The following is a 26,394-nucleotide window of genomic DNA, read 5'->3' as shown; positions in this document are numbered from 1 at the left end:
GTGCAGCAGCCGTACCAATTTAGCCCACGAATCGTAGAACACCGGCACACAGCATTTCCAATGCTTTGTACGCATGCAACTATGCAAATTTTGCATAAAGCAGTTATTTATGAGGCCGCCTTCTGTTTTTTGCTTTTTACGCGATTCCGCGACTGTTCCTGCAGCGCCTGCTGCTGCAACAAATAAGCCCAGAGCCGCGCAACAATCGGCTTGCCCGGGCGCTGTGCGGTCGGGCGCTCGCGATACAGGCGAATTTCCATGATCGCCTCCCACTCCGGCGCGCCGCCGTCCACGCTGGCCAATTGCTTTAGCTTGACCTCGCGCGTGACTGCCGACTCCGGCAAAAAGGCGATCCCATGGCCTTCCAGCGCCATCATTTTCAAGCCTTCTGCCATATCGGTTTCATAGCGCTTTTCCAGATACAGCGGCTTCTTCACATCGGCCAGAATCAACTCCACCATCCGCCCGAGATAAGCATTGCTGGTGTAGGACAAAAATGGCAAAGGTGCAGCGCTGCTACCTGGAAACAGAAAATCCGGGACCCCTGCTTTATTGCAATGCGCATACGCACGCAACACTTCGCTGCCCAAAGTCAGCATGTCATAACGACCGGAATCGAGTTGCACCGGCTGGCGCGGATGGTGATAGCACAGCAGCAGATCGCAGCCGCCGTCGACCATGGTCATCACCGCATCGTGGACATTGAGCGCAATCAGCCGCGTGCTGAGTGGCCCGAAGTCGGTTTCGAGCAAGCGGATCCAGCGCGGCATATAAGTCAATGACAGCGTGTGCGGCACGGCGAAATCTACCGTGCTCACCGCGGTCGGCCGCTTGCCGCGCATCAGCGCGCGCGCATTGTTGATCTGGCCGAGCATCTCCATGGCCTGCTCGTAAAAAACTTCCCCGGAGGGCGTCAATCGTGTCGGATACGAAGTGCGATCAATCAGATCCGCACCAAGCCAGGCCTCAAGCGATTGAATCCTGCGCGAAAAAGCCGGCTGCGTGACGTGACGCAACTCGGCCGAACGGCTGAAACTATGCGTTTCGGCCAACGAAATAAAGTCTTCTAACCATTTGCTTTCCATTCCGCTATCGTAACCCGAGTCGTCAGACTGCGGCGAGCGGCATCTGCGGCATGGCTGGTGGCGACGCAGACATCGCTTCTTCCGGATGTGCCTGCTGGCGTGCCCACATTTGCGCATACGCGCCGTCGGCTGCCAGTAATTGCGCATGGGTGCCGCGTTCGATGATGCGGCCGTGATCCAGCACCAGAATCTGCTCGGCATCGGCAATCGTCGACAAGCGGTGCGCAATCACCAGCGTGGTCCGGTTTTTGGCAATTTCCTTCAGCTGAGCCTGGATTGCCTGCTCTGCTTTGGAGTCCAGCGCGGACGTCGCCTCGTCAAAAATCAGGAGTGCCGGATTTTTCAGCAAGGTGCGCGCGATCGCCACGCGCTGCTTCTCGCCACCCGATAGTTTCAGACCGCGCTCGCCGACCGTCGACGCGTAGCCATCCGGCAGCGACTCGATAAATTCGTGTATATGCGCGGCCTTCGCCACCGCAATGATTTGCTCCTTGCTGGCACTCGGCATGCCATAGCCAATGTTGTACTCGATGCTGTCATTGAATAGCACGGTATCCTGCGGCACGATACCGATGACCTGGCGCAATGAAGCTTGCGTAACGTCGCGCAACTCCTGGCCGTCAATCGTAATTTTGCCGTGATCGATATCGTAAAAGCGGAATAGCAAGCGGGATAGCGTCGACTTGCCTGAACCGCTATGACCCACCACCGCAGTGGTGGTGCCGGCGGCTATCGTGAAGTCAACATCGAACAGAATCTGACGCTTGCTTTCATAGCTGAAATCGACATGGGAAAAACGTACTTGCGCGCCGCCGGTGAACAGCGGTTTGGCATCCGGCGCGTCGGCAATTTCGCGGTTCTCGTCGAGCAGGGTAAACAGCCGCTCCATGTCAGCCAGACTCTGCTTGATTTCGCGATAAACCACGCCCAGAAAATTCAGCGGAATATACAGCTGGATCATGAACGAGTTGACCAGCACCAGATCACCCAGCGTCATCTTGCCGTCGATCACCCCTTGCGTCGCGCGCCACAGAATCAAGGTCACCGCGATGGCGATAATCAGCGACTGTCCGCTGTTCAGCAACGACAACGACGTTTGCGATTTCACCGCTGCGGTTTCATAGTCCATCAAGCCTTCATCGTAGCGCCTGGCTTCGTAAGCTTCATTGCCGAAATATTTGACGGTTTCGTAATTGATCAACGAATCGATGGCTTTGGTATTCGCTTTCGAATCGAGTGTATTCATGGTGCGGCGAAAATGCGTGCGCCATTCGGTAACGATGACGGTGAAAGTGATGTAGGTAACCAGGGCCGCCACGGTAATCACGGTGAACCAGATGTCGTAATGCAGCGCCAGATAGCTCAGCACCAGCGTGATCTCAACCAGTGTCGGCAAAATGCTGAACAACGCGTACGACACCAGCGACGATATGCCGCGCGTACCGCGTTCGATATCGCGCGTCATGCCGCCGGTCTGGCGATTCAGATGAAACCGCAGCGATAAGGAATGCAGATGGCGAAACACTTGCAAGGCAATGGTGCGGACAGCGCGCTGCGTGACGCGGGCGAACACAAATTCGCGCAATTCGGTGAACAAGGTCGTGCTGAGCCGCAATGCGCCGTAGGCCACCAGGATGCCCAGCGGCAATACCAGCATGGCCTGTGGATGCGACGGCGTAATCGTCATGCTATCGACCAGCCGCTTCAGGACCAGCGGCACGCCGACGTTGGCCATTTTGGCGCCGACCAGAAACAGCAGTGCCAGCGATACCCGCCATTTGTAGGTCCACAAATACGGGATCAACGTCTTTAACGTGACCCAGTCGCTGTGTTTGGGAGCCGGCCCGGACGCTGGATTGGGGGCATCTGCGGAGGATGAAGAGTAACGGCGCATGGATAGAATCTTATGGAATGGTTTAAGCTACAGGCGGATCAGCAATTGTAGCTGTTAGGGAGAATCAAAGATGACTGAACAAAATAACAATGTAAGCCCGCATGCTTTACCGATCGACAAAATGCCGCAATTGCGAGTGATGCCGATGCCGGCGGATGCCAATGTGTATGGCGACGTCTTTGGCGGCTGGATTATGGCGCAAGTGGATATTGCCGGCTCGTTACCGGCCACCCGGCGCGCCAATGGCCGCGTGGCAACCATTGCGGTAAATTCGTTTGTCTTCAAAAATCCTGTTTTCGTCGGCGATCTGTTGTCTTTCTACGCTGATATCGTCAAGGTCGGCAATACTTCGATTACCGTCAATGTAGAAGTCTACGCCGAACGCAATCGCCTGCAGGCGGAGACCGTCAAAGTGACCGAAGCCACACTGACCTACGTTGCGACCGACGCCAGCCGCAAACCCCGGCAGATTCCAGCGCTGGACGCACTCCGTTCAGCGTGAACGTGTTTTAAGCACCGCTCCCAATTCGGTTGAGATGTCGGCCGCGGCCTGCTTGACGACAGGGATCAGCGACTGCATCCGCTTCAGCGGCATGTACGGCACCGTGCTGGAAACGCTGATGGCGGCGACGATGGCATGACCGGCATCGCGTATCGGTGCCGCAACACAACGGATCGACGGCTCGTTGTCTTCCAGATCGAAGGAAAAATCCCCCTCTGCATATTCCCGCATGTGCTCGCGGAATTCGCTCCAGCTCCCCTTTTTCAGTAGCTTGGCGCTGTCGGCACTATGTGCAAACGTGCGCTTCTGGTACAGATCTTTCCACTCCTCCTCGGTCAGCCCCAGCATCAACGCTTTCCCCACTCCGGTGGTCGCAATCGGCATTCGATGGCCGACGCGGGACCGCATCTCCAAGCCTTTCTTGCCGGGAATCTTATCCAGGTAAAGAACGTCATCGGCATCACGTACCGCGAGATGAATGGTGTCGTTGGATTGCTCCGCGAGCCATTCCAGATAAGGCCGGGCGACAACGGCGAGCGAGACTTCTTCACGTGCCTGAAAACCCAGTTCGATCAATTTCGGTCCGAGCGCGTATCCCGTATTCAACGTAAAGCGCAGATAGCGCTCCTGCACCAGGCAACTGGCGAGTCGATGCGTGGTGCTGCGGGTGGTGCCAACGGCGGCGGCGATTTCCATCAAATCGCGCGCGCCAGCGGCCACTGCGTGCAATACCGCCAGCCCGCGCGTCAACGTCTGCGTGCCGGTCGGGGCACTACCGTTTTGCGATACATCAACTGCCATCAGCGGCTTAGGCATTTTCCAGACCTTCGATTTAAAAAATCAGTATTAAACAGGCGCACAGGATACCGGTTCCAATCTGAAACAGCGAGTGCACTGAATCGCATTTTCACACAAAATCAGCATTAATCCCATATATTGGTATTCAATATCATATATTGACAACCCGGATATGAAGGTCTAGAGTTCGGCAAACCGGCAACAATGCATGGCATTGGAGTAATCTGACGCATCGATCCGACGCTCTGGTTCGTGCCTTGAAATTGACGAACTGGCCCGACATGGATCGACACAACAATCCCATCGCGGAAGACAACGATGAAGGCAAACGCATGAACCAATCCCAATTAATCGCACTGGACTGGGGTACCTCATCGCTGCGCGCTTACCGTCTCGGTACCGACGGTGTGGTGCTTGAGCAACGTGGACTGCCCTGGGGCATCATGCATTTGCCGGCAGCTACGACCGACGACCGGTTTGCGCTAGGCGACAAGGCCAGCTTTGAACTGGCCTTCCGCCAAGCCTGCGGCGACTGGCTGGCTGAGGCACCGCAAACACCGATCATCGCCTGCGGCATGGTCGGCAGCATGCAAGGCTGGTGCGAAGCGCCCTACTTGCCGATCCCGATCGCGCTCCATCAGATCGGCAACAAATTGCAAGCCATGCAAACGCACGCTGGGCTAACGCTCCATATCGTGCCGGGCCTGATCCAACATTCGACCTTGCCAAATGTGATGCGCGGCGAAGAAACCCAGGTCATCGGCGCACTCGCGCTCGCAGCCGAAAAACATAAAAAACAAGATGACGATGTACTGATCGGCCTGCCGGGCACCCATTCCAAATGGGTACGCGTGCATCAACACAGTACCGAGCCCGGCATTTTGCACTTCGATACGTTCATGACCGGTGAAGTCTATGCGGCACTCTGTGCGCACACGATTCTGGGGCGCACCATGCGGGTAGACGACGCCTTTGAATTTGGCGCGGACGATGCTGACTATGCGGCATTTCTGCGCGGCCTGGAAGTGGCGCAGACGGTCGCCGGGCGGGCCGGTGTGCTCTCCACTATTTTCAGCGCGCGCACGCTGGGCTTGACCGGTGTGCTGGATGACGCCGGTCAACGCGAATATCTTTCAGGACTGTTGATCGGCCATGAAGTCGCGGTGTTGCGCGCTGTGCTGGAAGAACAAGCCCATCAACCCGGCAAAATCATCCTGATCGGTGATGCGACTTTGTGCGCGCGCTATCTGAAAGCGCTCGAAGTATACGAAATCAACCACGCCGAAGTAACAACAGAGGCGACTGTGCGCGGCTTATGGCTGCTGGCAGTGCAGGCCGGACTGATTGCAGCTGCGCCCACACACACCAGATAAGCGGCGCGCAGAGCCGCTTCAAACCAGACCAGATGAAGGAATATCCGATGCTGAAAAATGCGCTGAAACAGTGCGGCATGATCGCAATTTTGCGTGGCGTGCGCCCCAGCGAAGTCGCGGAAATAGGCGCGGTGCTATACGCCGCCGGATTCCGTGTCATTGAAGTGCCGCTCAACTCGCCGGAGCCATTTGAGAGCATTCGCCTGCTGCGTACGACCCTGGCCGCCGATTGCGTAGTGGGCGCAGGTACCGTATTAACGCCGGCGCTGGTGGATGAGGTTAAAAACGCTGGCGGCGAAATCATCGTCATGCCGCACAGCGATGCTGCCGTCATCGGTGCTGCCAAACAGGCCGGACTGGCTTGTGCGCCCGGCGTTGCCACCGTCACCGAAGCGTTTGCGGCACTGGCTGCGGGCGCCGACGTCCTCAAAATGTTTCCGGCGGAACAGCTCGGTCCGGACGTGGTGAAAGCCTGGCGTGCCGTGATTCCGGCTAGCGTCGCCCTGATCCCGGTCGGTGGCATCACACCAGCCGGCATGGCCGCGTTTGTCGCCGCCGGAGCTTCCGGATTCGGCCTTGGATCAGCGCTGTTCAAACCCGGCATGCGTATAGATCAGGTCAGCCGGAATGCCCAACAATTCGTCGCTGCATGGCGTGCGATAGCATAAAAAATCAAGACAGAAAATAGGGAGCTGACGTCATGAAAATCACCAAACTGACTACTTACATTGTGCCGCCACGGTGGTGCTTCCTGAAGATCGAGACCGATGAAGGCGTAGTGGGATGGGGCGAGCCGGTAGTCGAAGGCCGCGCCCACAGCGTCGCTGCAGCGATCGAAGAACTATCCGACTATCTGGTCGGCAAAGATCCGCGCAATATCGAAGATCACTGGACCGTGCTCTATCGCGGCGGCTTTTATCGCGGCGGCGCAATCCACATGAGTGCGCTGGCCGGCATCGACCAGGCCTTGTGGGACATCAAGGGCAAGGCGCTTGGCGTCTCGGTCAGTCAGCTGTTGGGCGGGCCGGTGCGCGACCGCATCAAGGTCTATTCCTGGATCGGCGGCGACCGCCCGGCCGACACCGCAGCTGCGGCCGAAGATGCGGTCGCGCGTGGCTTTAGCGCCGTCAAGATGAACGGTACGGAGGAGTTGCAGTTCGTCGATTCGTATGCAAAAGTCGAAGCCATGCTGGCCAATGTCGCGGCGGTACGTGACGCGGTCGGCCCGCATATCGGCATCGGCGTCGACTTCCACGGCCGCGTCCACAAACCGATGGCCAAGATCCTGATCAAGGAGCTGGAACAGTACAAGCTGATGTTCATTGAAGAACCGGTCCTGAGTGAGAACTACGAGGCGCTGAAGGAACTGGCGCACCTGACCAGCACGCCGATCGCGCTGGGCGAACGCCTGTATTCTCGCTGGGATTACAAGCGCATCCTGAGCGAGGGTTATGTCGACATCATCCAGCCCGATGTCTCGCACGCCGGCGGCATCACCGAAACCCGCAAGATCGCCACCATGGCCGAGGCCTACGATGTCGCGCTCGCACTCCACTGCCCGCTTGGCCCGATCGCGCTGGCCGCCTGCCTGCAAGTCGATGCGGTCTCGTACAACGCCTTCATTCAGGAACAAAGCCTCGGCATCCATTACAACGAGAGCAATGACTTGCTCGACTATGTCACCGATCCCGCCGTCTTCGCCTACAACGAAGGCTACGTCACGATCCCGCAAGGGCCGGGACTGGGGATCACAATCAACGAAGAATACGTCAAGGAGCGCGCCGCGCTGGGACACCGCTGGCGCAATCCGATCTGGCGGCACAAGGATGGCAGCTTCGCCGAGTGGTAAAAAGCTATCGTGAAATAAAAAATCCCTGATGTGCGTTAAGCATATTCAGGGATTTTTCGTCGGTGGAAGCAAATCAGGACGTGCTTCAGCTGCCTAACTTGCGCGTATGCGCATCAAGCAGCCTTCTTTTGCTCAACCTTCTGATCGCGCAATTCACGGCGTAGAATCTTGCCGACGTTGGACTTCGGCAGCTCATTGCGGAACTCGATATATTTCGGCCGCTTGTAGCCGGTCAACTGCTCCCGGCAGTAACCCATCAACTGTTCAGCCGTCAACGCTGGATCTTTACGCACCACGAAAATTTTCACGACTTCGCCGGCATGTTCGTCCGGGACACCGATGCAAGCGCATTCCAGCACGCCCGGATGCTGCGCCACCACGCCTTCGACTTCATTCGGATAGACATTGAAGCCGGAGACCAGAATCATGTCCTTCTTGCGATCGACAATCTTGGTGTAACCACGCTCGTCCATCACGCCAATATCACCGGACTTGAAAAACCCGTCCGGCGTCATGACGTTGGCCGTTTCATCCGGACGATTCCAGTAACCGACCATCACCTGCGGCCCGCGAATGGCAATTTCACCAGCCTGCCCCAACGCCACCGGATGTCCGGCGTCATCCAGAATCGCGATGTCGGTCGATGGCAGCGGCAGACCGATGGTGCCGCTATATGCGGTAATCGTGGCAGGATTGGCGCAGGCGATCGGCGATGTTTCCGACAGTCCGTAGCCTTCGATGATCGGGCATCCGGTCACCGCCATCCACTTGTCGGCAACCGCCTTTTGCACCGCCATGCCGCCACCGACACAGACCCGGTAACCGGAGAAATCCAGCTTGGCAAAATCCGGATGATTCAGCAATGCGTTGTAGAGTGTGTTCACCGCCGGGAACGTATTAATCTGATACTTGGACAATTCCTTGATCAGACCTGCGATGTCGCGCGGATTAGGGATCAACAAATTCAGCGCGCCTGCGCGCATGCCCAACATCCCGCACACCGTCAGCGCGAAGATGTGATACAGCGGCAAGGCACAGACAAAGGCCAGTTGTTCGATCTTGGCCCCCTTCTCCAGACCTGGCGACAACCAGGCTTCGGCCTGCAAGACGTTGGCGATCACATTCCGATGCGACAGCGTCGCTCCTTTCGAGACACCGGTGGTACCGCCGGTGTACTGCAGGAAGGCGACATCGTTCTGGGTCATGTCAACCGGATTCAGCGACAGCGACGAAGCTTCCGCCAGCACGCGCTTGAACGGTGTGGAACCGGGCAACGCAAATGCCGGCACCATTTTTTTGACATGCCGCACCACCAGATTCACGATCAATCCTTTGGCGCCCATCAAATCACCCATGCTGGCGACGATGGTGTGCCTGATCCTGGTGCGTGCCACCACTTGCTGCAAGGTCGTGGCAAAATTTTCGAGGATGAAAATCGCTTCGGCACCGGAGTCGTTCAACTGATGTTCCAGTTCGCGCGGGGTGTACAAGGGATTGACGTTGACCACGGTATAGCCGGCACGCAAAATGGCCGCAATCGCGACCGGATATTGCAACACGTTCGGCATCATGATGGCGACCCGCGCACCTTTTTGCAGGCCTTTGCTTTGCAGCCACGCGGCAACCTTCTTCGACAACTGGTCGACCTCGGCGTAGGTCAGATATTTCCCCATGCAAACGTAGGCATTGCGGGTCGCATATTTCTGAAACGCCTCCTCCAGCAAATGCACCAAGGAGCGATACTGGGTGTAATCAATCTCGGCGGGGACGCCTTCGGGATACGATTTAAGCCAAAATTTATCCATGTTCTGCCTTTAGTCTCTACTTGTGATTGATGCAATCTTGTGAAGTGACTGCGGGACTTCGGGAGCATCGACTCCCTAAGTCCCGCAGACTCCTGGAAGGGAATTACAGTGCGCATTAAAAAAAGCACGGTTGTTTTATTATTCTATCGCGATGCTATCGGGCAAAGCGCTCGCTTGCAAGCGTTTTGACGCATATTTGTGTAACTCCTCGGTAGTGGCATGCATGCTCTGGTGCAACATAATGTGCGCTCGCAGGTGAATCACGCCCTCTTCGTCCGGCGCCCATTTTACCTGCGCTAGCGCCACCGCCGGATGCTCAAACAACACATCCTCGATCTGCCGCGGGAATACGCGTTGGCCACCCCGCACCAGCATATTCTCCTTGCGATCGATAATCGACACATAGCCGTCTGCGTCGATACTCGCGATGTCGCCGGTTGCCAGCCAGCCTCCGCGCAGGCGCTCGGCCGTCAATGCGCGCATGCGTTGCTGGTGCTCACCATCGCGACTGTTGCCAACATCGTAACCATCAAATACTTGCGGGCCGCGCACCCATAACTCGCCCAGCGCATCGGTTGCCAGCGTCGCCCCGCTGTCCAGATCCAGCACTTTTACTTCAGTGTCCGGCAATGGCAAGCCGACCACACCCGACTGTCGGCGCGCCGCCAAGGGCATCGCCAATACCGCAGGCGCAGCCTCGCTCAACCCATACGCTTCAATCAGCCGGCCACGCGTAATCTTTTCAAATTCTTCACGTGTTTCCGGTGCCAATGGCGAACCGCTGACCGCGCACACCCGTATCGATGCCAGTCCATAGCGCCGCACGCCCGGACTGTAGGTAAGCTGGCGAACCAGTTGCGGGGTAGTCGGGAAATAGGTTGGACGCATTTTTTTGACGGTCTTCAACAATGGTTCCAGCGCTGCGTCCGGCAACAATATCAGGGTCGCGCCGAGATACATCCCCAGATGCAGCAACCCCGTCAAACCGTAGGCCGTGGACAGCGGTTGCTGCGCCAAAAACCGTTCATCGCCCGGTCGCGATTCCGGCAGCCAGTGGCGTAACTGCAAGGCGTTGGCGGCCAGATGTCGATGCGACAGCGGCACTGGCAACGGCGTGCCGGTGGCGCCAAAGGTGTAGACGATGACGGCAGTGTCGGTCACATGCTGGACAATTTCCGGCGCCTGATGACGGCCGCGTCCCAGCACCTGATTGAATTTAAGATAACGGCGCTCCTGTTTCCGATGCTGACTATCGTGGCGAAACCAGGGCAGCCAATGGCCATCCTGGACGTGGTGCAGCAAGCCAAATCTCAGTTTCTCGCGCCAACCCATGTATTCGATCATTGAGGCGAACACCACGCGCCGCAATCCGGTCGCACGCCGGTCTGACTGCAGGTCGTTGCGCAAGTCGGCATAGCGCTTGGACGTGGTGAGCAATATCACCGCTTCGGCCTCGACGATCCGCGTTAGCAACACTTCTTTCGTCGTCTCGGCATCCGTCATCACCGCCACCGCACCGGCTTTCAGGATGCCGAAATAAGCAATCACCGTTTGCGGCATATTCGGCAACGCCAGCATCACTCGCTCACCCGGTTTGACGCGCATCCGGATCAAGCCATGGGCGAAGCGATTTGCTTGCCGCTCGAGCTCGCGCCAGTCAATTTTTCCACCGAAATACGACAACGCCACGGTCTTGGCGTAGCGTCTGGCGGTAGCTTCCAATAACCGCGGCAATGGCACCGTTGGCAGGTTGATGTTGTACGGCGTGCGGGCGTCGTAGCGCTTGAGCCACGGCCGCTCGAGCTCCAGTTTTTCGCGTGCCGCGCGCCGTTCAACTTTTTGCAAAGCCCGGCGCTCGGCTTGTGCCACCGGATCCGATTGCAGCATCAAGAACCGCTCGATGGCCCGGTTCACAGCGTCCGGGCGCTCCACCATCACCTGATGCGCCGACACCGGCACCACGACTTCTTCCGCGTTCGGAATCAGCCGCGCGACTTCCTTGTAGGCCGCGTCCACAAACAGGATATCCCGATGCCCGAGAATCACCAGCGTCGGTATCCTGATGGCGCGCAGATATTCAGTCCCATCCCATGCGCGCAACGCATTTTTATTTTGCAAATAGACCACATGCGCAGGCGGGTAAATGTGCGCGGCCTTGACCCCGACATACGGCAGGCATTTAAACACCCACATCAGGATCGGTGGCGGCATCCGCAGCAACGCACGCCCCAACAGGCGCAAGCGAAACCGCACTGCCGAAGCAATCAGGATGCATGCCGAAACACGTTCGGGAAACTTCTTGAGAAAATAGGCGGACAACGCCCCGCCGAAAGAATGACAGACCAGAACGAATTGCTGCGGTACCTGCAACAGCGCTAACGCCGCGACGATATCGTCGACCAGTTCCGGCACATCGTAGCGGGCGCCATCCGCCTCGCCAGGCACATCGGTGTAGCCATGGCCACGCAGATCGAGCGCAATGACACGATACTCGACCTGAAATTGTTCGAGCTGATGTTCCCAATAACCCGCGCGGCCACCAAAACCATGCAGGAAGACCATGGTCGGCTGTTCCTGCCGTGGGCCTCGCCCGTACTGCGGACCGGCATCGATCACGCTCATTTCCAGCGGCTTACCATGGCTTAAGCGGTCCGGTAATTTCAGCGTATAGCGATGCAGGTCGGTGTCAAATGTCATTTTTGGATTGTAACCAAACTTTATTGCCGGATTGGCATTTAGCTGAAATAAGGTATACGGAAGCGGTGCTTGCTGCCCTCGGCTTTTCAGTGCTGTGCTAACGTCGATGCCAGGCCAAGCAATTGATGGCGCCGCTCGTCTTTGCTTAGCCGCGCGAGCTTAGCGACGGCAACATAGAATTTGGCATAGCTTTGCTGCTGCGCCATTAGCGCCCGAAACCCCGGCACCAGATCGTAATAGGTCGCTACCAGCGCCAGATGTGCATTCGATAACGGCTCGGCAAACCAGCGGTCATACCCGACATAACCGCCCCAGTGTGCTTTCAGGACTTGATACTCGTCCTTCAGCGCCGCAAAGATGCGTGCCTTGTTTTGCTTCTTTTCCGCATCGCTGATATCGCTGGCATAGACGCTTTGCAGTTGCTGCCGATACTTCAACAGCAACGCCAGGAATTCATGTTTGCGCCCTTCATACTCGGCGTATGCCCGACGCTTGCGCTCGTCGCCATTGACCGCAAGCCAACGCTCAACGCCCGCCTCCTCCACCGCAGTCGCATATGACTCGTTGAAATCGGTATCGTCTTTGACATACACCACCTGATGCGCCAGCTCATGGAAAATCAGTCGTGCCAACTCGGCTTCCGGATAATTGATGAAAGTCGACATCACCGGATCGTTAAACCAGCCCAGCGTCGAATAGGCCGGCACACCCAGCACCTGCACGTCGTAGCCTTCACTGCGTAGTTGTGCGCCATATTCCTGCGCGTTGTGCTGGTTATAGTAGCCACGGTAAGTGACACAACCCGCCACCGGGAAACACCACTGCTTCGGCGTCAACGATAAGGCCGGTGCGGCAACCACATTCCACAACACGAACCTGCGCTGCAATTGCGCATAATTTCGATAGCTGCCGTTGTCGGGCAAGCCCAGTTCGCGGATGGCAAACTGACGAATTTCGTTGACAGTCCTTAGCTGCGATTTCAGCTTGTCGCTGGCGAAAGGGTCGTCCAGCCAGGCATTGATTGGACGCGCTTCCGCAAGAAGGGAAAACTGTCCGCGTGCGGCTTGGGCGTAATACCCGACTTGCGCACAGCCGCTGACCAGCGAGGCGAACAATGCAGTCGAACATGTGATCAGTAAGGCGCGTGGTTTCATCGCAAACATTTGGAAGTCTTGTTAGATCTTCGTCACTGTCGACAGGAAGCGACCAATGCGCACGCGTCCGACTTCTTAAAAGACTTTCAGCGTAGCGCCTCGACCTCGACCAGTACGTCATAAAAAGTCGGTGCCCGGCCCATATCCGTCAAGCGCTGACTGGTCACTTCATTCGCGTTCTTGCCGTCGGCGGCAAATTTCTTCCACCAGATAGACAGCCCGACCACCAGTCCTGGCCGGGCTTTATCGGTGATCCGGACTTTGGCGTTGAGGCTACCCCGATCATTATAAATACGCACAGTATCGCCGGCGACGATACCGCGTTGCAGAGCGTCGGCCGGATGCATATCGAGACGCGGTTCACCCTCGGTATCGCGCAGACTTTGTACATTTACAAAACTGGAATTGAGGAAATTACGCGCCGGCGGCGAGATCATCGCCAATGGATATTTCGCCGCCAGCGACGGATTGCTGGCGACCGATTCATACGGTGCGATATAGGTCGGCAATGGGTCCAGTCCATCCGCTTGCATGCTGGCACTAAAGAACTCACATTTCCCCGACGCTGTCGGGAACCCACCGTTGGCAAACGGCGCATCGGGAACATTCAATTTTTGCCAGCCCTTCTGCTTCAACGCGTCCCAATCGAAGTGAATCGCGCGTTCATTGCGACGGTCGAAAGCTTGCGCCGCAATCGCGTCATCGCTGTCCTTGAAACAATCATCATCAAATCCCATGCGAGCTGCCAGCAAGCGAAATATCTCTGTATTCGGCTTTGCCTCGCCCAGCGGCGCAATCGCCGGATTGTTCGCCAGCATGTACAAATGGCCGTACGCGGAATGGGCGTCGACATGCTCAAGTTGCGTCGTCGCAGGCAACAGGATATCGGCGTAATCAGCGGTATCGGTCTGAAAATGCTCCAGCACCACCGTGAATAAATCTTCGCGGGCAAAACCTTGCGCGACGGTGCCGGATTGCGGCGCGACCGCGACTGGATTCGAGTTATACACAATCAGTGCTTCGATTTTCGAACCGAACCCGGGTGACGTATTACGCAGCAAATCGTCGCCGATAGTGCTCATGTTGATCGTGCGCGGTTGCACACCCTGGCGCGTCAACAGATCGGGACGTTGCAGCGCCTGCAGGTTCTTTGGAAAGCTATCCGATGTCGATAATTGCACGCCGCCGGCGGCATGGCGCCAGGCACCGACCAGCGCCGGCAGGCAGGCGATATTGCGCACCGCCATGCCACCGCCACGGACCCGTTGCAGACCGTAATTGATGCGAATGGCGACACCGTCGCCGGCGCTGGCAGCAACGCCGTAATCACGCGCCAGCTGGATCACTTGTTGCGCAGTAATCCCACACACTTCCGCCACGCGTTCCGGCGGCCATTCCAGTGCGCGTTCCCTTAGTTGATCGAAGCCCAGAGTGTGTTCGGCAATGTAGTCGTGGTCCAGCAGATTCTCGGCAATCAGCACATGCATCATGCCGAGCGCCAGCGCGGCATCGGTCCCGGGAAGCAGTGCGATATGCTGATGACATTTTTCGGCAGTCAGCGAGCGATACGGATCAATCGCAATCAGTTTCGCCCCGCGTCGCTTGGCTTCCTGCACGCGCATCCATAAATGCAGATTGGAAGCGATCGGATTGCCACCCCAGATCAGGATCAGTTTGGCATTCTGAAATTGTTCGAGGTCGATCCCCACCCGCGCGCCGATTGTATATTTGTAGCCGGTGCCGCCAGCCGCCGCGCATATGGTGCGGTCCAGCAGCGAAGCGCCGAGCCGGTTGAAGAAGCGCGCCGACATCGATTCGCCCTGTACCAGTCCCATGGTGCCGGCGTAGCTGTACGGCAGTATTGCCTGCGGATCATGCGCAGCAATCGCGCCCAGCCGGGTCGCTATCGTATCCAGCGCCTCCTCCCAACTGATGCGGACGAACTTGCCTTCGCCCTTGGCGCCGACCCGTTTCAGCGGATGCAGCAACCTGTCCTTGTGATAGGTTCGCTCGGTGTATCGTGAGACTTTGGTGCAGAGCACACCGGCGGTGCCTGGGTGCTCAGGATCGCCACGTACGTCGGTGGCAACACCGTCTTTGACGGTAACCAGCAGCGCGCAGGTGTCGGGGCAATCGTGCGGACAGGCGGCACGGACGATGGAAGTGGTCATGATGATCCTGATAAAACTGCAGCGGAGAAGATCGTTACTTTAACAAATCCCGATCATCCACATTGCAGTATTTCTATCCATTGGACGGCACTGCCAGAATAGACGTTTATCGTGCTCGCCCGGTTGAACACTGGGCGGCCGGGTAAGGGTAAGATACACAGTCTAGGCCCGACACACCTGCCAGCCTTTCTGCGCAAAGGCATGCCATACAATCAGGAGCATATTATGAAATTGATCGACCCGATTATCCAGTTCCACGCGGAAATCCAGGCAATCCGGCGCGACCTGCACGCGCATCCCGAGCTTTGCTACGAGGAGCAGCGCACCTCTGACGTGGTCGCCGCCAGATTAACCGAATGGAATATTCCGGTCATACGAGGACTTGGCGTGACTGGCGTGGTTGGCGTCATCAAAAAAGGCACAAGTGATCGTGCCATCGGATTGCGCGCCGATATGGACGCGCTGCCGGTGCAAGAGTTGAATGCCTTCAAGCACGCCTCCCAACATCAGGGCAAGATGCACGCTTGCGGTCATGATGGGCACACCGCGATGCTGCTGGGTGCTGCCCATCATTTGTCGCTGCATGGTGATTTTGACGGCACCGTCTATCTGATTTTCCAACCGGCGGAAGAAGGAGGCGCAGGTGCGCAAAGCATGATCGATGATGGACTATTTGAGCAATGCCCGATGGAAGCGGTATTTGGCATGCACAACTGGCCCGGCATGGCCGCAGGTACATTCGGCGTCACGCCTGGCCCGATGATGGCTTCAAGTAATGAATTTGAAGTGATCGTCAAAGGCAAAGGCTCGCACGCGGCGCAACCGCACAAGAGCATCGACCCGGTGATGATCGCAGTACAGCTAGCCCAAAGCTGGCAAACCATCGTCGCCCGCAATATCAATCCGAATGATCCTGCCGTGCTATCGATTACGCAGATTCATTCCGGCAGCGCGACCAACGTGATTCCGGATGAGGCGACGTTGATCGGCACGGTACGTACCTTTTCGGTTGAAGTACTGGATCTGATCGAGCAGCGCATGCGTGAGATTGCGCAACACACTGTAGCGGCGTTCGGTGCCGAAGTGGATTTCCGCTTCCATCGGAATTACCCGCCACTGATCAATCACCCCGAGCAGACCGCCTTTGCGGTCGGGGTAATGCAGGCGATGTCAGGTGTCGACAACGTCGATGCAACAGTTGAACCGACAATGGGGGCCGAAGACTTTGCCTTTATGTTGCAACATAAGCCCGGCTGCTACGTATTCCTGGGTAATGGCATGGGCGGCCATCGCGATAGCGGCCACGGCCTCGGTCCCTGCAATCTGCACAATGCCAGCTATGACTTCAATGACGAGTTGCTACCGATTGGCGCGAGCTATTGGGTTAATCTGGCGGAAGCCTATCTACAGTCGGCCGCTTAAGCCGTCTGCTGGTTCGGCAGCGATTTTGATTTTGAACTACCCTGTACGGCTATTATTCTGATGCGCAAGTTAGTCACATACACTTCAGGCTCAATCATCTGCTTGCATCTGTTTCTTATCTTTTCTTTTGTCGAAAGTCTTTATGCAAAATAAACAAATGGGTTTGAAAATCCTTGCAATCGGATGCCTGTTGGCTGGCGCTCAGGCAGCCCACGCAATTGACTACACTCCTGACTCTGCTTCACTCGAAGTTGGCACTGGAAATAAAAGCCAACTAGTACGCGTCGCGACACAGTGGGACTGGGGCAGTAAGTGGTGGCAATCGAATGGTACGCACATCGGTGGTTATTGGGATTTGAGTTTGGCTGAATTTCGGCAGAACAAATATCAGAACGTACCAGACCAGCAAAAGAATCTGACCGATATGGGCTTCACGCCGGTATTCCGTTTTCAGAAGGACGATAAAAAAGGCTTGTACGCCGAGGCTGGCATTGGCCTGCACCTGATGTCGCATATATACAATAACAATGGTCGTCGCTTTTCCACGGCGTTTGAGTTCGGTGATCATTTGGGCGCCGGCTATGTATTCAGCAACGGCCTTGATCTTGGTCTGAAATTGCAGCATTTCTCCAATGGCGGCATCAAGGAACCGAATAGCGGCGCAAATTTTGCCGTAGTCCGGGCAGCTTATCGCTTCTAAGTTTGATATTCCTGGCATAAATTCAAAAGCCAGTCTTTGTTGACTGGCTTTTTTATAGGTACTGCCCTGTCACCAGGTTGGAATTCGTTACCAAATAAGCAATGATACTCTCAAAGATATTTCCCGAAAGTTTAATAGTAGTTTTGTGAATATCTGTTATTTCATAAATAAAGCAGACTGGAATGTTGCAGTGCCATATAGTTACACCTGTCTCCTCCAACACCTCCTAAGGTTTGGATTCAGCCCGCGCCGTAAGGTCCGCGGGCTTTTTTTTTGTCCAATTAGCCTGTTGGTGTTTGGGGGGTATGTATGGCACACGAGGTATCGCTGAGTCTGAGCTCTGCCATCACCACTGCTGTGAGCGAGGATCTGGAGTACTGGCAGGACCCACCTCCCGATCCGCTTTATCCGATTCTGTATCTTTACTGCATTCAGTCAAAGTCAGTGATGCCGATGAGTTGTAGTCGTATCGCGAATACAGCAATAAATGTGTTTATTTGTAAAATTAGATGTGATGTGAAGGAATTAAGATACGCTAGATAAATCGTATTTACGGTTCAATTATTCAAGGAAAACTACACATGAAAAAAATTGCACTCATTCTCGGGTTAGGTATTGTTTGTCTTGGTGCTCAGGCTGCTGACTGGCAGGTTGTCGGTCAAAGCGATGTGTCGAGCTTGAAGTTGGATAAGGATTCGATCAAAGAGACAAAAGGTATACGTCAAGTATGGTCGATGTGGAATTTCAAGGAGCCACGTAAAAATGAAGGAGATCCCACTTTTCCAACATTTAAGTCCTATCAAGATTTGACTGAATACAATTGCGCTGAGAAAACGACGCGCCTGACCAGAGAGATTTTGTTTGTTGAAAATGACGGCGCTGGGGACAAGCGCGATCATTCGGATGCACTTAAAAACAGCAAATTTGCGGCCCCTGTGAAGGGTTCCCTGGCTGATGGCATCATGAACAACTTCGTTTGTAATCAGAAGCTCGGCGGCAAGTAAGCTTTAACTGCATAGGAAATTTGAATATCACGGAATGCGGGAGGGTGTATTTAGTTTTGTGTAAACGGTCATTTGGCAGGACACTGCCACCATAGAGGAAAAAATGACCTACGTAAAACGCAGCAAACGGGCCAAGCCCGATCCTGAACTGGTCAAGCTGGCGGACAGCCTGCTTGCCAACTACAAAAAACCTGAAGACCTGATTGGCGAAAATGGCTTGCTCAAGCAATTGACCAAGATGTTGGTCGAGCGTGCGCTGGAGGTCGAGATGACGGACCATCTCGGTCACGGCAAAAGCGACGCGGTGATCAACGACACGGCCAACACTCGCAACGGCCACAGCAGTAAGACGCTCAAAGGCGATTTCGGCGCACTCCCGCTCGATATTCCCCGCGATCGTCAAGGCGCGTTTGAACCGCAAATCGTCAGCAAGCATCAGACCCGCTGGACCGGCTTCGACGACAAGATCATCTCCCTGTATGCCCGTGGCCTGACGGTCAGGGAGATCCAGAGCCACCTTGAAGAGATTTATGGTGCCGAAGTATCGCCAAGCCTGATATCGTCCGTCACAGACGCTGTGAGCGAGGATGTGAAGGTCTGGCAGGCCCGGCCGCTCGATGCCTTGTATCCGATTCTGTATCTCGACTGCATCCACGTCAAAGTGCGCGACACAGGGGCTGTCCGAAACAAGGCCGTCTACCTGGCCATCGGCGTGAACATGGAGGGCCACAAGGAAGTGCTGGGCCTGTGGATCGCTCAGACCGAGGGTGCCAAATTCTGGTTGCAAGTGGTGACCGAGCTGAAGAACCGTGGCGTGCAAGACATCTTCATTGCCTGCGTCGATGGGTTGAAAGGCTTCCCTGACGCCATCGAGGCGGTCTATCCGAAAGCCGCTGTTCAGCTATGCATCGTTCACATGGTGCGAAACAGCCTGAACTTCGTTCCCTGGAAAGTGCAGAAGGAAGTGGCTACCGATCTGAAGCGAATCTACAGTGCGGCGACCGTCGATGAAGCCGAACTCATGCTCACCGAATTTGAGTCAAAGTGGGACAAGGACTACCAGTCGATCAGCCTGTCCTGGCGGCGAAATTGGGCTCGGATCACGCCGTTCTTCGACTACCCGCCGGAAATCCGCAAGGTCATTTACACCACCAACGCCATTGAATCCATTAATATGAGCCTGCGGAAAGTCATCAAAACCCGCAGTTCATTCCCAACTGATGAGGCTGTCAGCAAGCTGTTTTATCTGGCACTCAACAACATCAGCAAGAAGTGGACGATGCCCTTGCGGGACTGGAAAGGAGCACTCAACCGCTTCACAATTCAGTTTGAAGAACGGATGACGCCGAATTAAACGAAATTCCGTTTACACAAAATCCCGCACACCCTCGAATGCGGCGGCCTAGTATCCGCTTCCGTAACAACACCAGTATGCTGGCTTCTCGTGGGCAAACCAATTCTTGCATGAGACCAACCCTTCCGCCGCCCGTAGCCGCGACTCTTCTGCTGTGCAACCTGACTTCAGGACTTTGTGGAATTTCTCGATTTTCCAGCGTATCACATACCAATTCAGCTTTTCGGTAGCATCGCGCTGCGATGTGACTGGAAAATCACTGATCAATTTCCACTCAATTCACTTCTGATCTGTTGATTCTGCGCGTTCGCGCGCAGATATGACGTAAACGGCCAGTCCGCCCACCTAGCCTGCCAGGCTAAGGCTATGTGTAAAGTTCGAGAAGGGCAGCAGGGAATCGATCTGGCTGTTGGGGCAAGTAGGCAGTTTTTCGAGTGTCTCGGTCAGCCAGCGCAGCGGCTCCAGACTATTCAGCTTTGCGGCGGCGCGGCAGCCCGCGCGTTCGAACTGGTTGTTCGCGGGCTCAGTGCGGGCGGGCCAGCGTGCGGCGGCCATCATGAGTCTGATCCGATGGCGCAGCTTAACGGTCACGATCCGTATGCCTATCTCAAGGATGTCATCACGCGACTGCCGACCCAACGGGCGAGCGACATCGGCGAATTGCCGCCGCACCGTTGGAAGTCGGCGGCCCCGATCTAGCCTTAATGGCTTTGTCGTCAAGATGGGATCACCGGGGGCTTACGCAGGAAGCGCCGCCCCAAAGCAAAAACCCTCCCCGATTGCTCGGGGAGGGTTTTCTAATAAGAGCCTGACGATGACCTACTTTCACACTGGTTGCAGCACTATCATCGGCGCAAAGTCGTTTCACGGTCCTGTTCGGGATGGGAAGGGGTGGTACCAACTCGCTATGGTCATCAGGCATAAACTGTAGTGTTGTTTGTTCCCAATAGGGCAACAAGCAACGCAATCCGGAAGAAGTAAAGTATGTTGTTTTGTACTGCAGAGACCCGTTTGATCAGGTGCCTGCAGTACTGGGTATGATTGCACATTTCTGGCAAACAAATAAGCTCACCATATAACCTGCTAAGGTTATAGGGACAAGCCTCACGGGCAATTAGTACTGGTTAGCTTAACGTATTACTACGCTTCCACACCCAGCCTATCAACGTCCTGGTCTCGAACGACCCTTTAGGGGAATCTAGTTCCCGGGAAATATCATCTCAAGGCAAGTTTCCCGCTTAGATGCTTTCAGCGGTTATCTCTTCCGAACTTAGCTACCCGGCAATGCCACTGGCGTGACAACCGGTACACCAGAGGTTCGTCCACTCCGGTCCTCTCGTACTAGGAGCAGCCCCCTTCAAATTTCCAACGCCCACGGCAGATAGGGACCAAACTGTCTCACGACGTTTTAAACCCAGCTCACGTACCACTTTAAATGGCGAACAGCCATACCCTTGGGACCGGCTACAGCCCCAGGATGTGATGAGCCGACATCGAGGTGCCAAACTCCCCCGTCGATATGAACTCTTGGGAGGAATCAGCCTGTTATCCCCAGAGTACCTTTTATCCGTTGAGCGATGGCCCTTCCATACAGAACCACCGGATCACTATGTCCTACTTTCGTACCTGCTCGACTTGTCAGTCTCGCAGTTAAGCACGCTTATGCCATTGCACTATTAGCACGATGTCCGACCGTACCTAGCGTACCTTCGAACTCCTCCGTTACACTTTGGGAGGAGACCGCCCCAGTCAAACTGCCTACCATGCACTGTCCCCGATCCGGATAACGGACCAAGGTTAGAATCTCAAACAAACCAGGGTGGTATTTCAAGGTTGGCTCCACGCAAACTAGCGTTCACGCTTCAAAGCCTCCCACCTATCCTACACAGATTGGTTCAAAATTCAATGCAAAGCTACAGTAAAGGTTCATGGGGTCTTTCCGTCTAGCCGCGGGTAGATTGCATCATCACAAACATTTCAACTTCGCTGAGTCTCGGGAGGAGACAGTGTGGCCATCGTTACTCCATTCGTGCAGGTCGGAACTTACCCGACAAGGAATTTCGCTACCTTAGGACCGTTATAGTTACGGCCGCCGTTTACTGGGACTTCAATCAAGAGCTTGCACCCCATCATTTAATCTTCCAGCACCGGGCAGGAGTCACACCATATACGTCCACTTTCGTGTTTGCATAGTGCTGTGTTTTTATTAAACAGTCGCAGCCACCTTTTTATTGCAGCCCTTTCACCCTCATGGCGCAAGCCAGTCAAGCTACCGGGGCGTACCTTATCCCGAAGTTACGGTACAAATTTGCCGAGTTCCTTCTCCCGAGTTCTCTCAAGCGCCTTAGAATACTCATCTCGCCCACCTGTGTCGGTTTGCGGTACGGTCTCGTGTGACTGAAGCTTAGAGGCTTTTCTTGGAACCACTTCCGATTGCTTCGTGAACAAGTTCACTCGTCTCAACCCCTTGAATTACGCTGCCGGATTTGCCTAACAGCCTTCTCTGAGCCAAAAACCGACTATTCCAACAGTCGGACAACCTTCCGCGATCCGTCCCCCCATCGCATCACACGACGGTGCAGGAATATTAACCTGCTTCCCATCAGCTACGCATCTCTGCCTCGCCTTAGGGGCCGACTCACCCTGCTCCGATGAACGTTGAACAGGAAACCTTGGGCTTACGGCGTGGAGGCTTTTCACCCCCATTATCGCTACTCATGTCAGCATTCGCACTTCTGATACCTCCAGCATCCTTTACAAGACACCTTCGCAGGCTTACAGAACGCTCTCCTACCATATCAATAAATTGATATCCGCAGCTTCGGTGACTGGCTTAGCCCCGTTACATCTTCCGCGCAGGACGACTCGATCAGTGAGCTATTACGCTTTCTTTAAAGGATGGCTGCTTCTAAGCCAACCTCCTGACTGTTTTAGCCTTCCCACTTCGTTTGCCACTTAGCCAATCTTTGGGACCTTAGCTGGCGGTCTGGGTTGTTTCCCTCTTGACGTCGGACGTTAGCACCCGGCGTCTGTCTCCCAAGCTCGCACTCATCGGTATTCGGAGTTTGCAATGGGTTGGTAAGTCGCAATGACCCCCTAGCCATAACAGTGCTCTACCCCCGATGGTGATACTTGAGGCACTACCTAAATAGTTTTCGGAGAGAACCAGCTATTTCCAAGTTTGTTTAGCCTTTCACCCCTACCCACAGCTCATCCCCTAATTTTTCAACATTAGTGGGTTCGGACCTCCAGTGCGTGTTACCGCACCTTCATCCTGGCCATGAGTAGATCACTTGGTTTCGGGTCTACACCCAGCGACTGAACGCCCTATTCGGACTCGATTTCTCTACGCCTTCCCTATACGGTTAAGCTTGCCACTGAATGTAAGTCGCTGACCCATTATACAAAAGGTACGCAGTCACGGAACAAGTCCGCTCCTACTGTTTGTATGCACACGGTTTCAGGATCTATTTCACTCCCCTTCCGGGGTTCTTTTCGCCTTTCCCTCACGGTACTGGTTCACTATCGGTCGATTACGAGTATTTAGCCTTGGAGGATGGTCCCCCCATGTTCAGACAGGATTACACGTGTCCCGCCCTACTTGTCGCAAACTTAGTTCCACACCACCGATTTCATGTAAGGGGCTATCACCCTCTATGGCCACCATTTCCAGGGTGTTCCATTATCGCTGATGCTAAATCTTGCAGGCTGTTCCCATTTCGCTCGCCACTACTTTGGGAATCTCGGTTGATTTCTTTTCCTGTAGCTACTTAGATGTTTCAGTTCGCCACGTTCGCCTTGCATACCTATGTATTCAGTATGCAATACCCTAAAAGGGTGGGTTTCCCCATTCGGAAATCTGCGGATCAATGCGTGTTTGCTCGCTCCCCGCAGCTTATCGCAAGCTACTACGTCCTTCATCGCCTGTAATCGCCAAGGCATCCACCATGTGCACTTATTCACTTGTCCCTATAACGTTAGCTTCTGCCTGCGTTCACAGACAAAAAGCGGCTATAGAGGTATTTCTATGAGTTTAGCGTTTGCCGTATCCAAAGTGTTTTCGCATCGCATGCTTAACGCATGCTCTTTTGAGAACTCTTTACATACTTTTTGATTTGATACAATCATACCCATCCACAATGCTGTCGCATCATGGACGAATCTTTACTTCTTCTAGATTGTTAAAGAACAAAACAGCCAATGATCTTGAAAAGATCAAACCTAAATCCAAACGCTCGCGCGTTCGACTTAGGTTTGATTTTTGGTGGAGGCTAACGGGATCGAACCGATGACCCCCTGCTTGCAAAGCAGGTGCTCTCCCAGCTGAGCTAAGCCCCCGAAACTTGTGGTGGGTCTGGTTGGGCTCGAACCAACGACCCCCGCGTTATCAACACGGTGCTCTAACCAACTGAGCTACAGACCCGTTTGGATCAGTAATCAGCAGGCAGTCCGTCAGCATCTTCCGCTCACAAACAGCGCACCTAATAACTGTTCTTCTTTATTAACACACCGATAAGTGTGGACGCTTAATGTCCGTACAAACTCTAGAAAGGAGGTGATCCAGCCGCACCTTCCGATACGGCTACCTTGTTACGACTTCACCCCAGTCACGAATCCCACCGTGGTAAGCGCCCTCCTTGCGGTTAGGCTACCTACTTCTGGTGAAACCCGCTCCCATGGTGTGACGGGCGGTGTGTACAAGACCCGGGAACGTATTCACCGCGACATGCTGATCCGCGATTACTAGCGATTCCAACTTCATGTAGTCGAGTTGCAGACTACAATCCGGACTACGATACACTTTCTGGGATTAGCTCCCCCTCGCGGGTTGGCGGCCCTCTGTATGTACCATTGTATGACGTGTGAAGCCCTACCCATAAGGGCCATGAGGACTTGACGTCATCCCCACCTTCCTCCGGTTTGTCACCGGCAGTCTCATTAGAGTGCCCTTTCGTAGCAACTAATGACAAGGGTTGCGCTCGTTGCGGGACTTAACCCAACATCTCACGACACGAGCTGACGACAGCCATGCAGCACCTGTGTACTGGTTCTCTTTCGAGCACTCCCTCATCTCTGAAGGATTCCAGCCATGTCAAGGGTAGGTAAGGTTTTTCGCGTTGCATCGAATTAATCCACATCATCCACCGCTTGTGCGGGTCCCCGTCAATTCCTTTGAGTTTTAATCTTGCGACCGTACTCCCCAGGCGGTCTACTTCACGCGTTAGCTGCGTTACCAAGTCAATTAAGACCCGACAACTAGTAGACATCGTTTAGGGCGTGGACTACCAGGGTATCTAATCCTGTTTGCTCCCCACGCTTTCGTGCATGAGCGTCAGTGTTATCCCAGGGGGCTGCCTTCGCCATCGGTATTCCTCCACATCTCTACGCATTTCACTGCTACACGTGGAATTCTACCCCCCTCTGACACACTCTAGCCGTGCAGTCACAAATGCCATTCCCAGGTTAAGCCCGGGGATTTCACACCTGTCTTACACAACCGCCTGCGCACGCTTTACGCCCAGTAATTCCGATTAACGCTTGCACCCTACGTATTACCGCGGCTGCTGGCACGTAGTTAGCCGGTGCTTATTCTTCAGGTACCGTCATTAGCCCAGGGTATTAGCCCAAACCGTTTCTTCCCTGACAAAAGAGCTTTACAACCCGAAGGCCTTCTTCACTCACGCGGCATTGCTGGATCAGGCTTGCGCCCATTGTCCAAAATTCCCCACTGCTGCCTCCCGTAGGAGTCTGGGCCGTGTCTCAGTCCCAGTGTGGCTGGTCGTCCTCTCAGACCAGCTACTGATCGATGCCTTGGTGAGCCTTTACCTCACCAACTAGCTAATCAGATATCGGCCGCTCTATGAGCATGAGGTTCTTGCGAATCCCCCACTTTCATCCGTAGATCGTATGCGGTATTAGCTAATCTTTCGACTAGTTATCCCCCACTCAAAGGCACGTTCCGATATATTACTCACCCGTTCGCCACTCGTCAGCGGAGCAAGCTCCCTGTTACCGTTCGACTTGCATGTGTAAGGCATGCCGCCAGCGTTCAATCTGAGCCAGGATCAAACTCTTCAGTTTAATCTCTGTTTTGTGGCATTGCTGCCTAGCATCGCTGCTATCGCTCACTCAAAATACTGACAGGCGCTCCCCAAGTTTGACCTTGCGAAGCATCCTATTTTCTTCTTTTGTGAACATTTAATGTTTTAAGTTTTACGCAAACCGCCTAAGCAATTCACGCTGCACTTCCATTAAACGCCCACACTTATCGGCTGTTAATTGTTAAAGAACTTCCCCTGCTTTGCGTCACACCGTAGTGTTCGCAGCACCGACAAATCGTTTTGTTTGCCGGCAGCAGAGAGATGAGATTATGTGGCGTTGCGTGCTTTTCGTCAACTGCTTTTTAAATCATTTTTACAAACAACTTAAATGCTTTTAACGCTTCCACACCCTGCAAACACCCACACTGCAACCTCGTTTCCATCTCCAACTTCGCCCCAAATCAGCCTGCGCTGCTTCCGGTATTGCGCGTCGTTTTCAACAGAGGCCGAACTATAGCAAGGCGCTCCGCCACTGGCAAGCGGTT

General features: G+C 54.8%; 16 protein-coding genes, 2 tRNA genes, 3 rRNA genes and 1 pseudogene. 9 read left to right on the top strand and 13 right to left on the bottom strand.

Annotation, left to right across the window (positions count from 1 at the left end):
• Positions 1-107 precede the first annotated feature (107 nt).
• Both AC3CHX_RS00110 and AC3CHX_RS00105 read right to left on the bottom strand, forming a co-directional pair.
• Complete coding sequence (locus tag AC3CHX_RS00110) at positions 108-1,085, bottom strand: LysR family transcriptional regulator (protein ID WP_488631489.1); 978 nt, start codon at positions 1,083-1,085, stop codon at positions 108-110.
• 22 nt (positions 1,086-1,107) lie between these two features.
• Complete coding sequence (locus AC3CHX_RS00105) at positions 1,108-2,979, bottom strand: ABCB family ABC transporter ATP-binding protein/permease (protein WP_488631488.1); 1,872 nt, start codon at positions 2,977-2,979, stop codon at positions 1,108-1,110.
• A gap of 70 nt (positions 2,980-3,049) precedes the next feature.
• On the opposite strand from AC3CHX_RS00105, the gene AC3CHX_RS00100 reads away from it, so the two are divergent.
• Positions 3,050-3,481 (top strand): acyl-CoA thioesterase, encoded by a 432-nt coding sequence (locus AC3CHX_RS00100; protein ID WP_488631487.1) that lies wholly within the window; start codon positions 3,050-3,052, stop codon positions 3,479-3,481.
• Here the strand turns inward: AC3CHX_RS00100 and AC3CHX_RS00095 are convergent.
• On the bottom strand, positions 3,473-4,297 hold the full coding sequence (locus AC3CHX_RS00095) for an IclR family transcriptional regulator (protein WP_488631486.1): 825 nt from the start codon (positions 4,295-4,297) through the stop codon (positions 3,473-3,475). The two genes, AC3CHX_RS00100 and AC3CHX_RS00095, sit on opposite strands and share 9 nt — an antisense overlap.
• Positions 4,298-4,611: 314 nt before the next feature.
• On the opposite strand from AC3CHX_RS00095, the gene AC3CHX_RS00090 reads away from it, so the two are divergent.
• Genes AC3CHX_RS00090 through dgoD form a run of 3 tightly spaced genes read left to right on the top strand, consistent with a single transcriptional unit; the run spans position 4,612 to position 7,501 of the window.
• Positions 4,612-5,652, top strand: coding sequence for a 2-dehydro-3-deoxygalactonokinase (locus AC3CHX_RS00090; protein ID WP_488631485.1), 1,041 nt, complete (start codon positions 4,612-4,614; stop codon positions 5,650-5,652).
• A gap of 47 nt (positions 5,653-5,699) precedes the next feature.
• Positions 5,700-6,320 (top strand): 2-dehydro-3-deoxy-6-phosphogalactonate aldolase, encoded by a 621-nt coding sequence (locus tag AC3CHX_RS00085; RefSeq protein ID WP_488631484.1) that lies wholly within the window; start codon positions 5,700-5,702, stop codon positions 6,318-6,320.
• Between the two features lie 32 nt (positions 6,321-6,352).
• Positions 6,353-7,501: a galactonate dehydratase gene (gene dgoD / locus AC3CHX_RS00080; RefSeq protein ID WP_488631483.1), complete on the top strand. Its 1,149-nt coding sequence runs from the start codon at positions 6,353-6,355 to the stop codon at positions 7,499-7,501.
• 113 nt (positions 7,502-7,614) lie between these two features.
• Here the strand turns inward: dgoD and AC3CHX_RS00075 are convergent, their stop codons facing one another.
• The 4 genes from AC3CHX_RS00075 to AC3CHX_RS00060 form a co-directional block, all read right to left on the bottom strand.
• The gene (locus AC3CHX_RS00075; protein ID WP_488631482.1) at positions 7,615-9,306 is read right to left on the bottom strand and encodes a long-chain-fatty-acid--CoA ligase; all 1,692 of its coding nucleotides are present in this window, start codon (positions 9,304-9,306) and stop codon (positions 7,615-7,617) included.
• Positions 9,307-9,444: 138 nt separating this feature from the next.
• Positions 9,445-12,003 carry an alpha/beta fold hydrolase gene (locus tag AC3CHX_RS00070; RefSeq protein ID WP_488631481.1) on the bottom strand — a complete coding sequence of 853 codons (2,559 nt, stop codon included), beginning with the start codon at positions 12,001-12,003 and terminating at the stop codon, positions 9,445-9,447.
• Between the two features lie 86 nt (positions 12,004-12,089).
• Positions 12,090-13,157, bottom strand: a complete 1,068-nt coding sequence (locus AC3CHX_RS00065) for an aminopeptidase (protein ID WP_488644676.1) — start codon at positions 13,155-13,157, stop codon at positions 12,090-12,092.
• A gap of 86 nt (positions 13,158-13,243) precedes the next feature.
• Positions 13,244-15,328, bottom strand: coding sequence for a molybdopterin-containing oxidoreductase family protein (locus AC3CHX_RS00060; protein WP_488631480.1), 2,085 nt, complete (start codon positions 15,326-15,328; stop codon positions 13,244-13,246).
• A 225-nt stretch (positions 15,329-15,553) separates the two neighbouring features.
• Between AC3CHX_RS00060 and AC3CHX_RS00055 the strand changes: the two genes are divergently transcribed.
• From AC3CHX_RS00055 to AC3CHX_RS00040, 4 genes are all read left to right on the top strand, one after another.
• Positions 15,554-16,750 carry a M20 aminoacylase family protein gene (locus tag AC3CHX_RS00055; RefSeq protein WP_488631479.1) on the top strand — a complete coding sequence of 399 codons (1,197 nt, stop codon included), beginning with the start codon at positions 15,554-15,556 and terminating at the stop codon, positions 16,748-16,750.
• 142 nt (positions 16,751-16,892) lie between these two features.
• Positions 16,893-17,450 carry an acyloxyacyl hydrolase gene (locus AC3CHX_RS00050; RefSeq protein ID WP_488631478.1) on the top strand — a complete coding sequence of 186 codons (558 nt, stop codon included), beginning with the start codon at positions 16,893-16,895 and terminating at the stop codon, positions 17,448-17,450.
• 581 nt (positions 17,451-18,031) lie between these two features.
• Positions 18,032-18,454 carry a surface-adhesin E family protein gene (locus tag AC3CHX_RS00045; protein WP_488631477.1) on the top strand — a complete coding sequence of 141 codons (423 nt, stop codon included), beginning with the start codon at positions 18,032-18,034 and terminating at the stop codon, positions 18,452-18,454.
• Positions 18,455-18,557: 103 nt separating this feature from the next.
• Entirely contained in the window at positions 18,558-19,808 is a 1,251-nt protein-coding gene (locus AC3CHX_RS00040) for an IS256 family transposase (RefSeq protein ID WP_488629134.1), read from the top strand.
• 345 nt (positions 19,809-20,153) lie between these two features.
• Here the strand turns inward: AC3CHX_RS00040 and AC3CHX_RS00035 are convergent, their stop codons facing one another.
• Positions 20,154-20,363: a transposase domain-containing protein gene (locus AC3CHX_RS00035; protein ID WP_488644675.1), complete on the bottom strand. Its 210-nt coding sequence runs from the start codon at positions 20,361-20,363 to the stop codon at positions 20,154-20,156.
• On the opposite strand from AC3CHX_RS00035, the pseudogene AC3CHX_RS00030 reads away from it, so the two are divergent.
• A pseudogene (locus tag AC3CHX_RS00030) lies at positions 20,308-20,507 on the top strand (transposase domain-containing protein); the annotation flags it as partial. The gene AC3CHX_RS00035 and the pseudogene AC3CHX_RS00030 sit on opposite strands and share 56 nt — an antisense overlap.
• 107 nt (positions 20,508-20,614) lie before the next feature.
• On the opposite strand, the gene rrf reads toward AC3CHX_RS00030, so the two are convergent.
• From rrf to AC3CHX_RS00005, 5 genes are all read right to left on the bottom strand, one after another.
• Positions 20,615-20,727 (bottom strand): 5S ribosomal RNA (gene rrf, locus AC3CHX_RS00025).
• A gap of 174 nt (positions 20,728-20,901) precedes the next feature.
• A 23S ribosomal RNA gene (locus AC3CHX_RS00020) occupies positions 20,902-23,777 on the bottom strand.
• Positions 23,778-24,070: 293 nt separating this feature from the next.
• A tRNA-Ala gene (locus tag AC3CHX_RS00015) sits at positions 24,071-24,146 on the bottom strand.
• An 8-nt stretch (positions 24,147-24,154) separates the two neighbouring features.
• Positions 24,155-24,231 (bottom strand) — tRNA-Ile (locus AC3CHX_RS00010).
• A 125-nt stretch (positions 24,232-24,356) separates the two neighbouring features.
• A 16S ribosomal RNA gene (locus AC3CHX_RS00005) occupies positions 24,357-25,889 on the bottom strand.
• The 16S, 23S and 5S rRNA genes sit together here with 2 tRNA genes alongside, the layout of an rRNA operon.
• Positions 25,890-26,394 lie beyond the last annotated feature (505 nt).

This window comes from Glaciimonas sp. OK215 (assembly GCF_057787885.1).
This window is presented reverse-complemented; position numbering and strand designations above follow the sequence as displayed.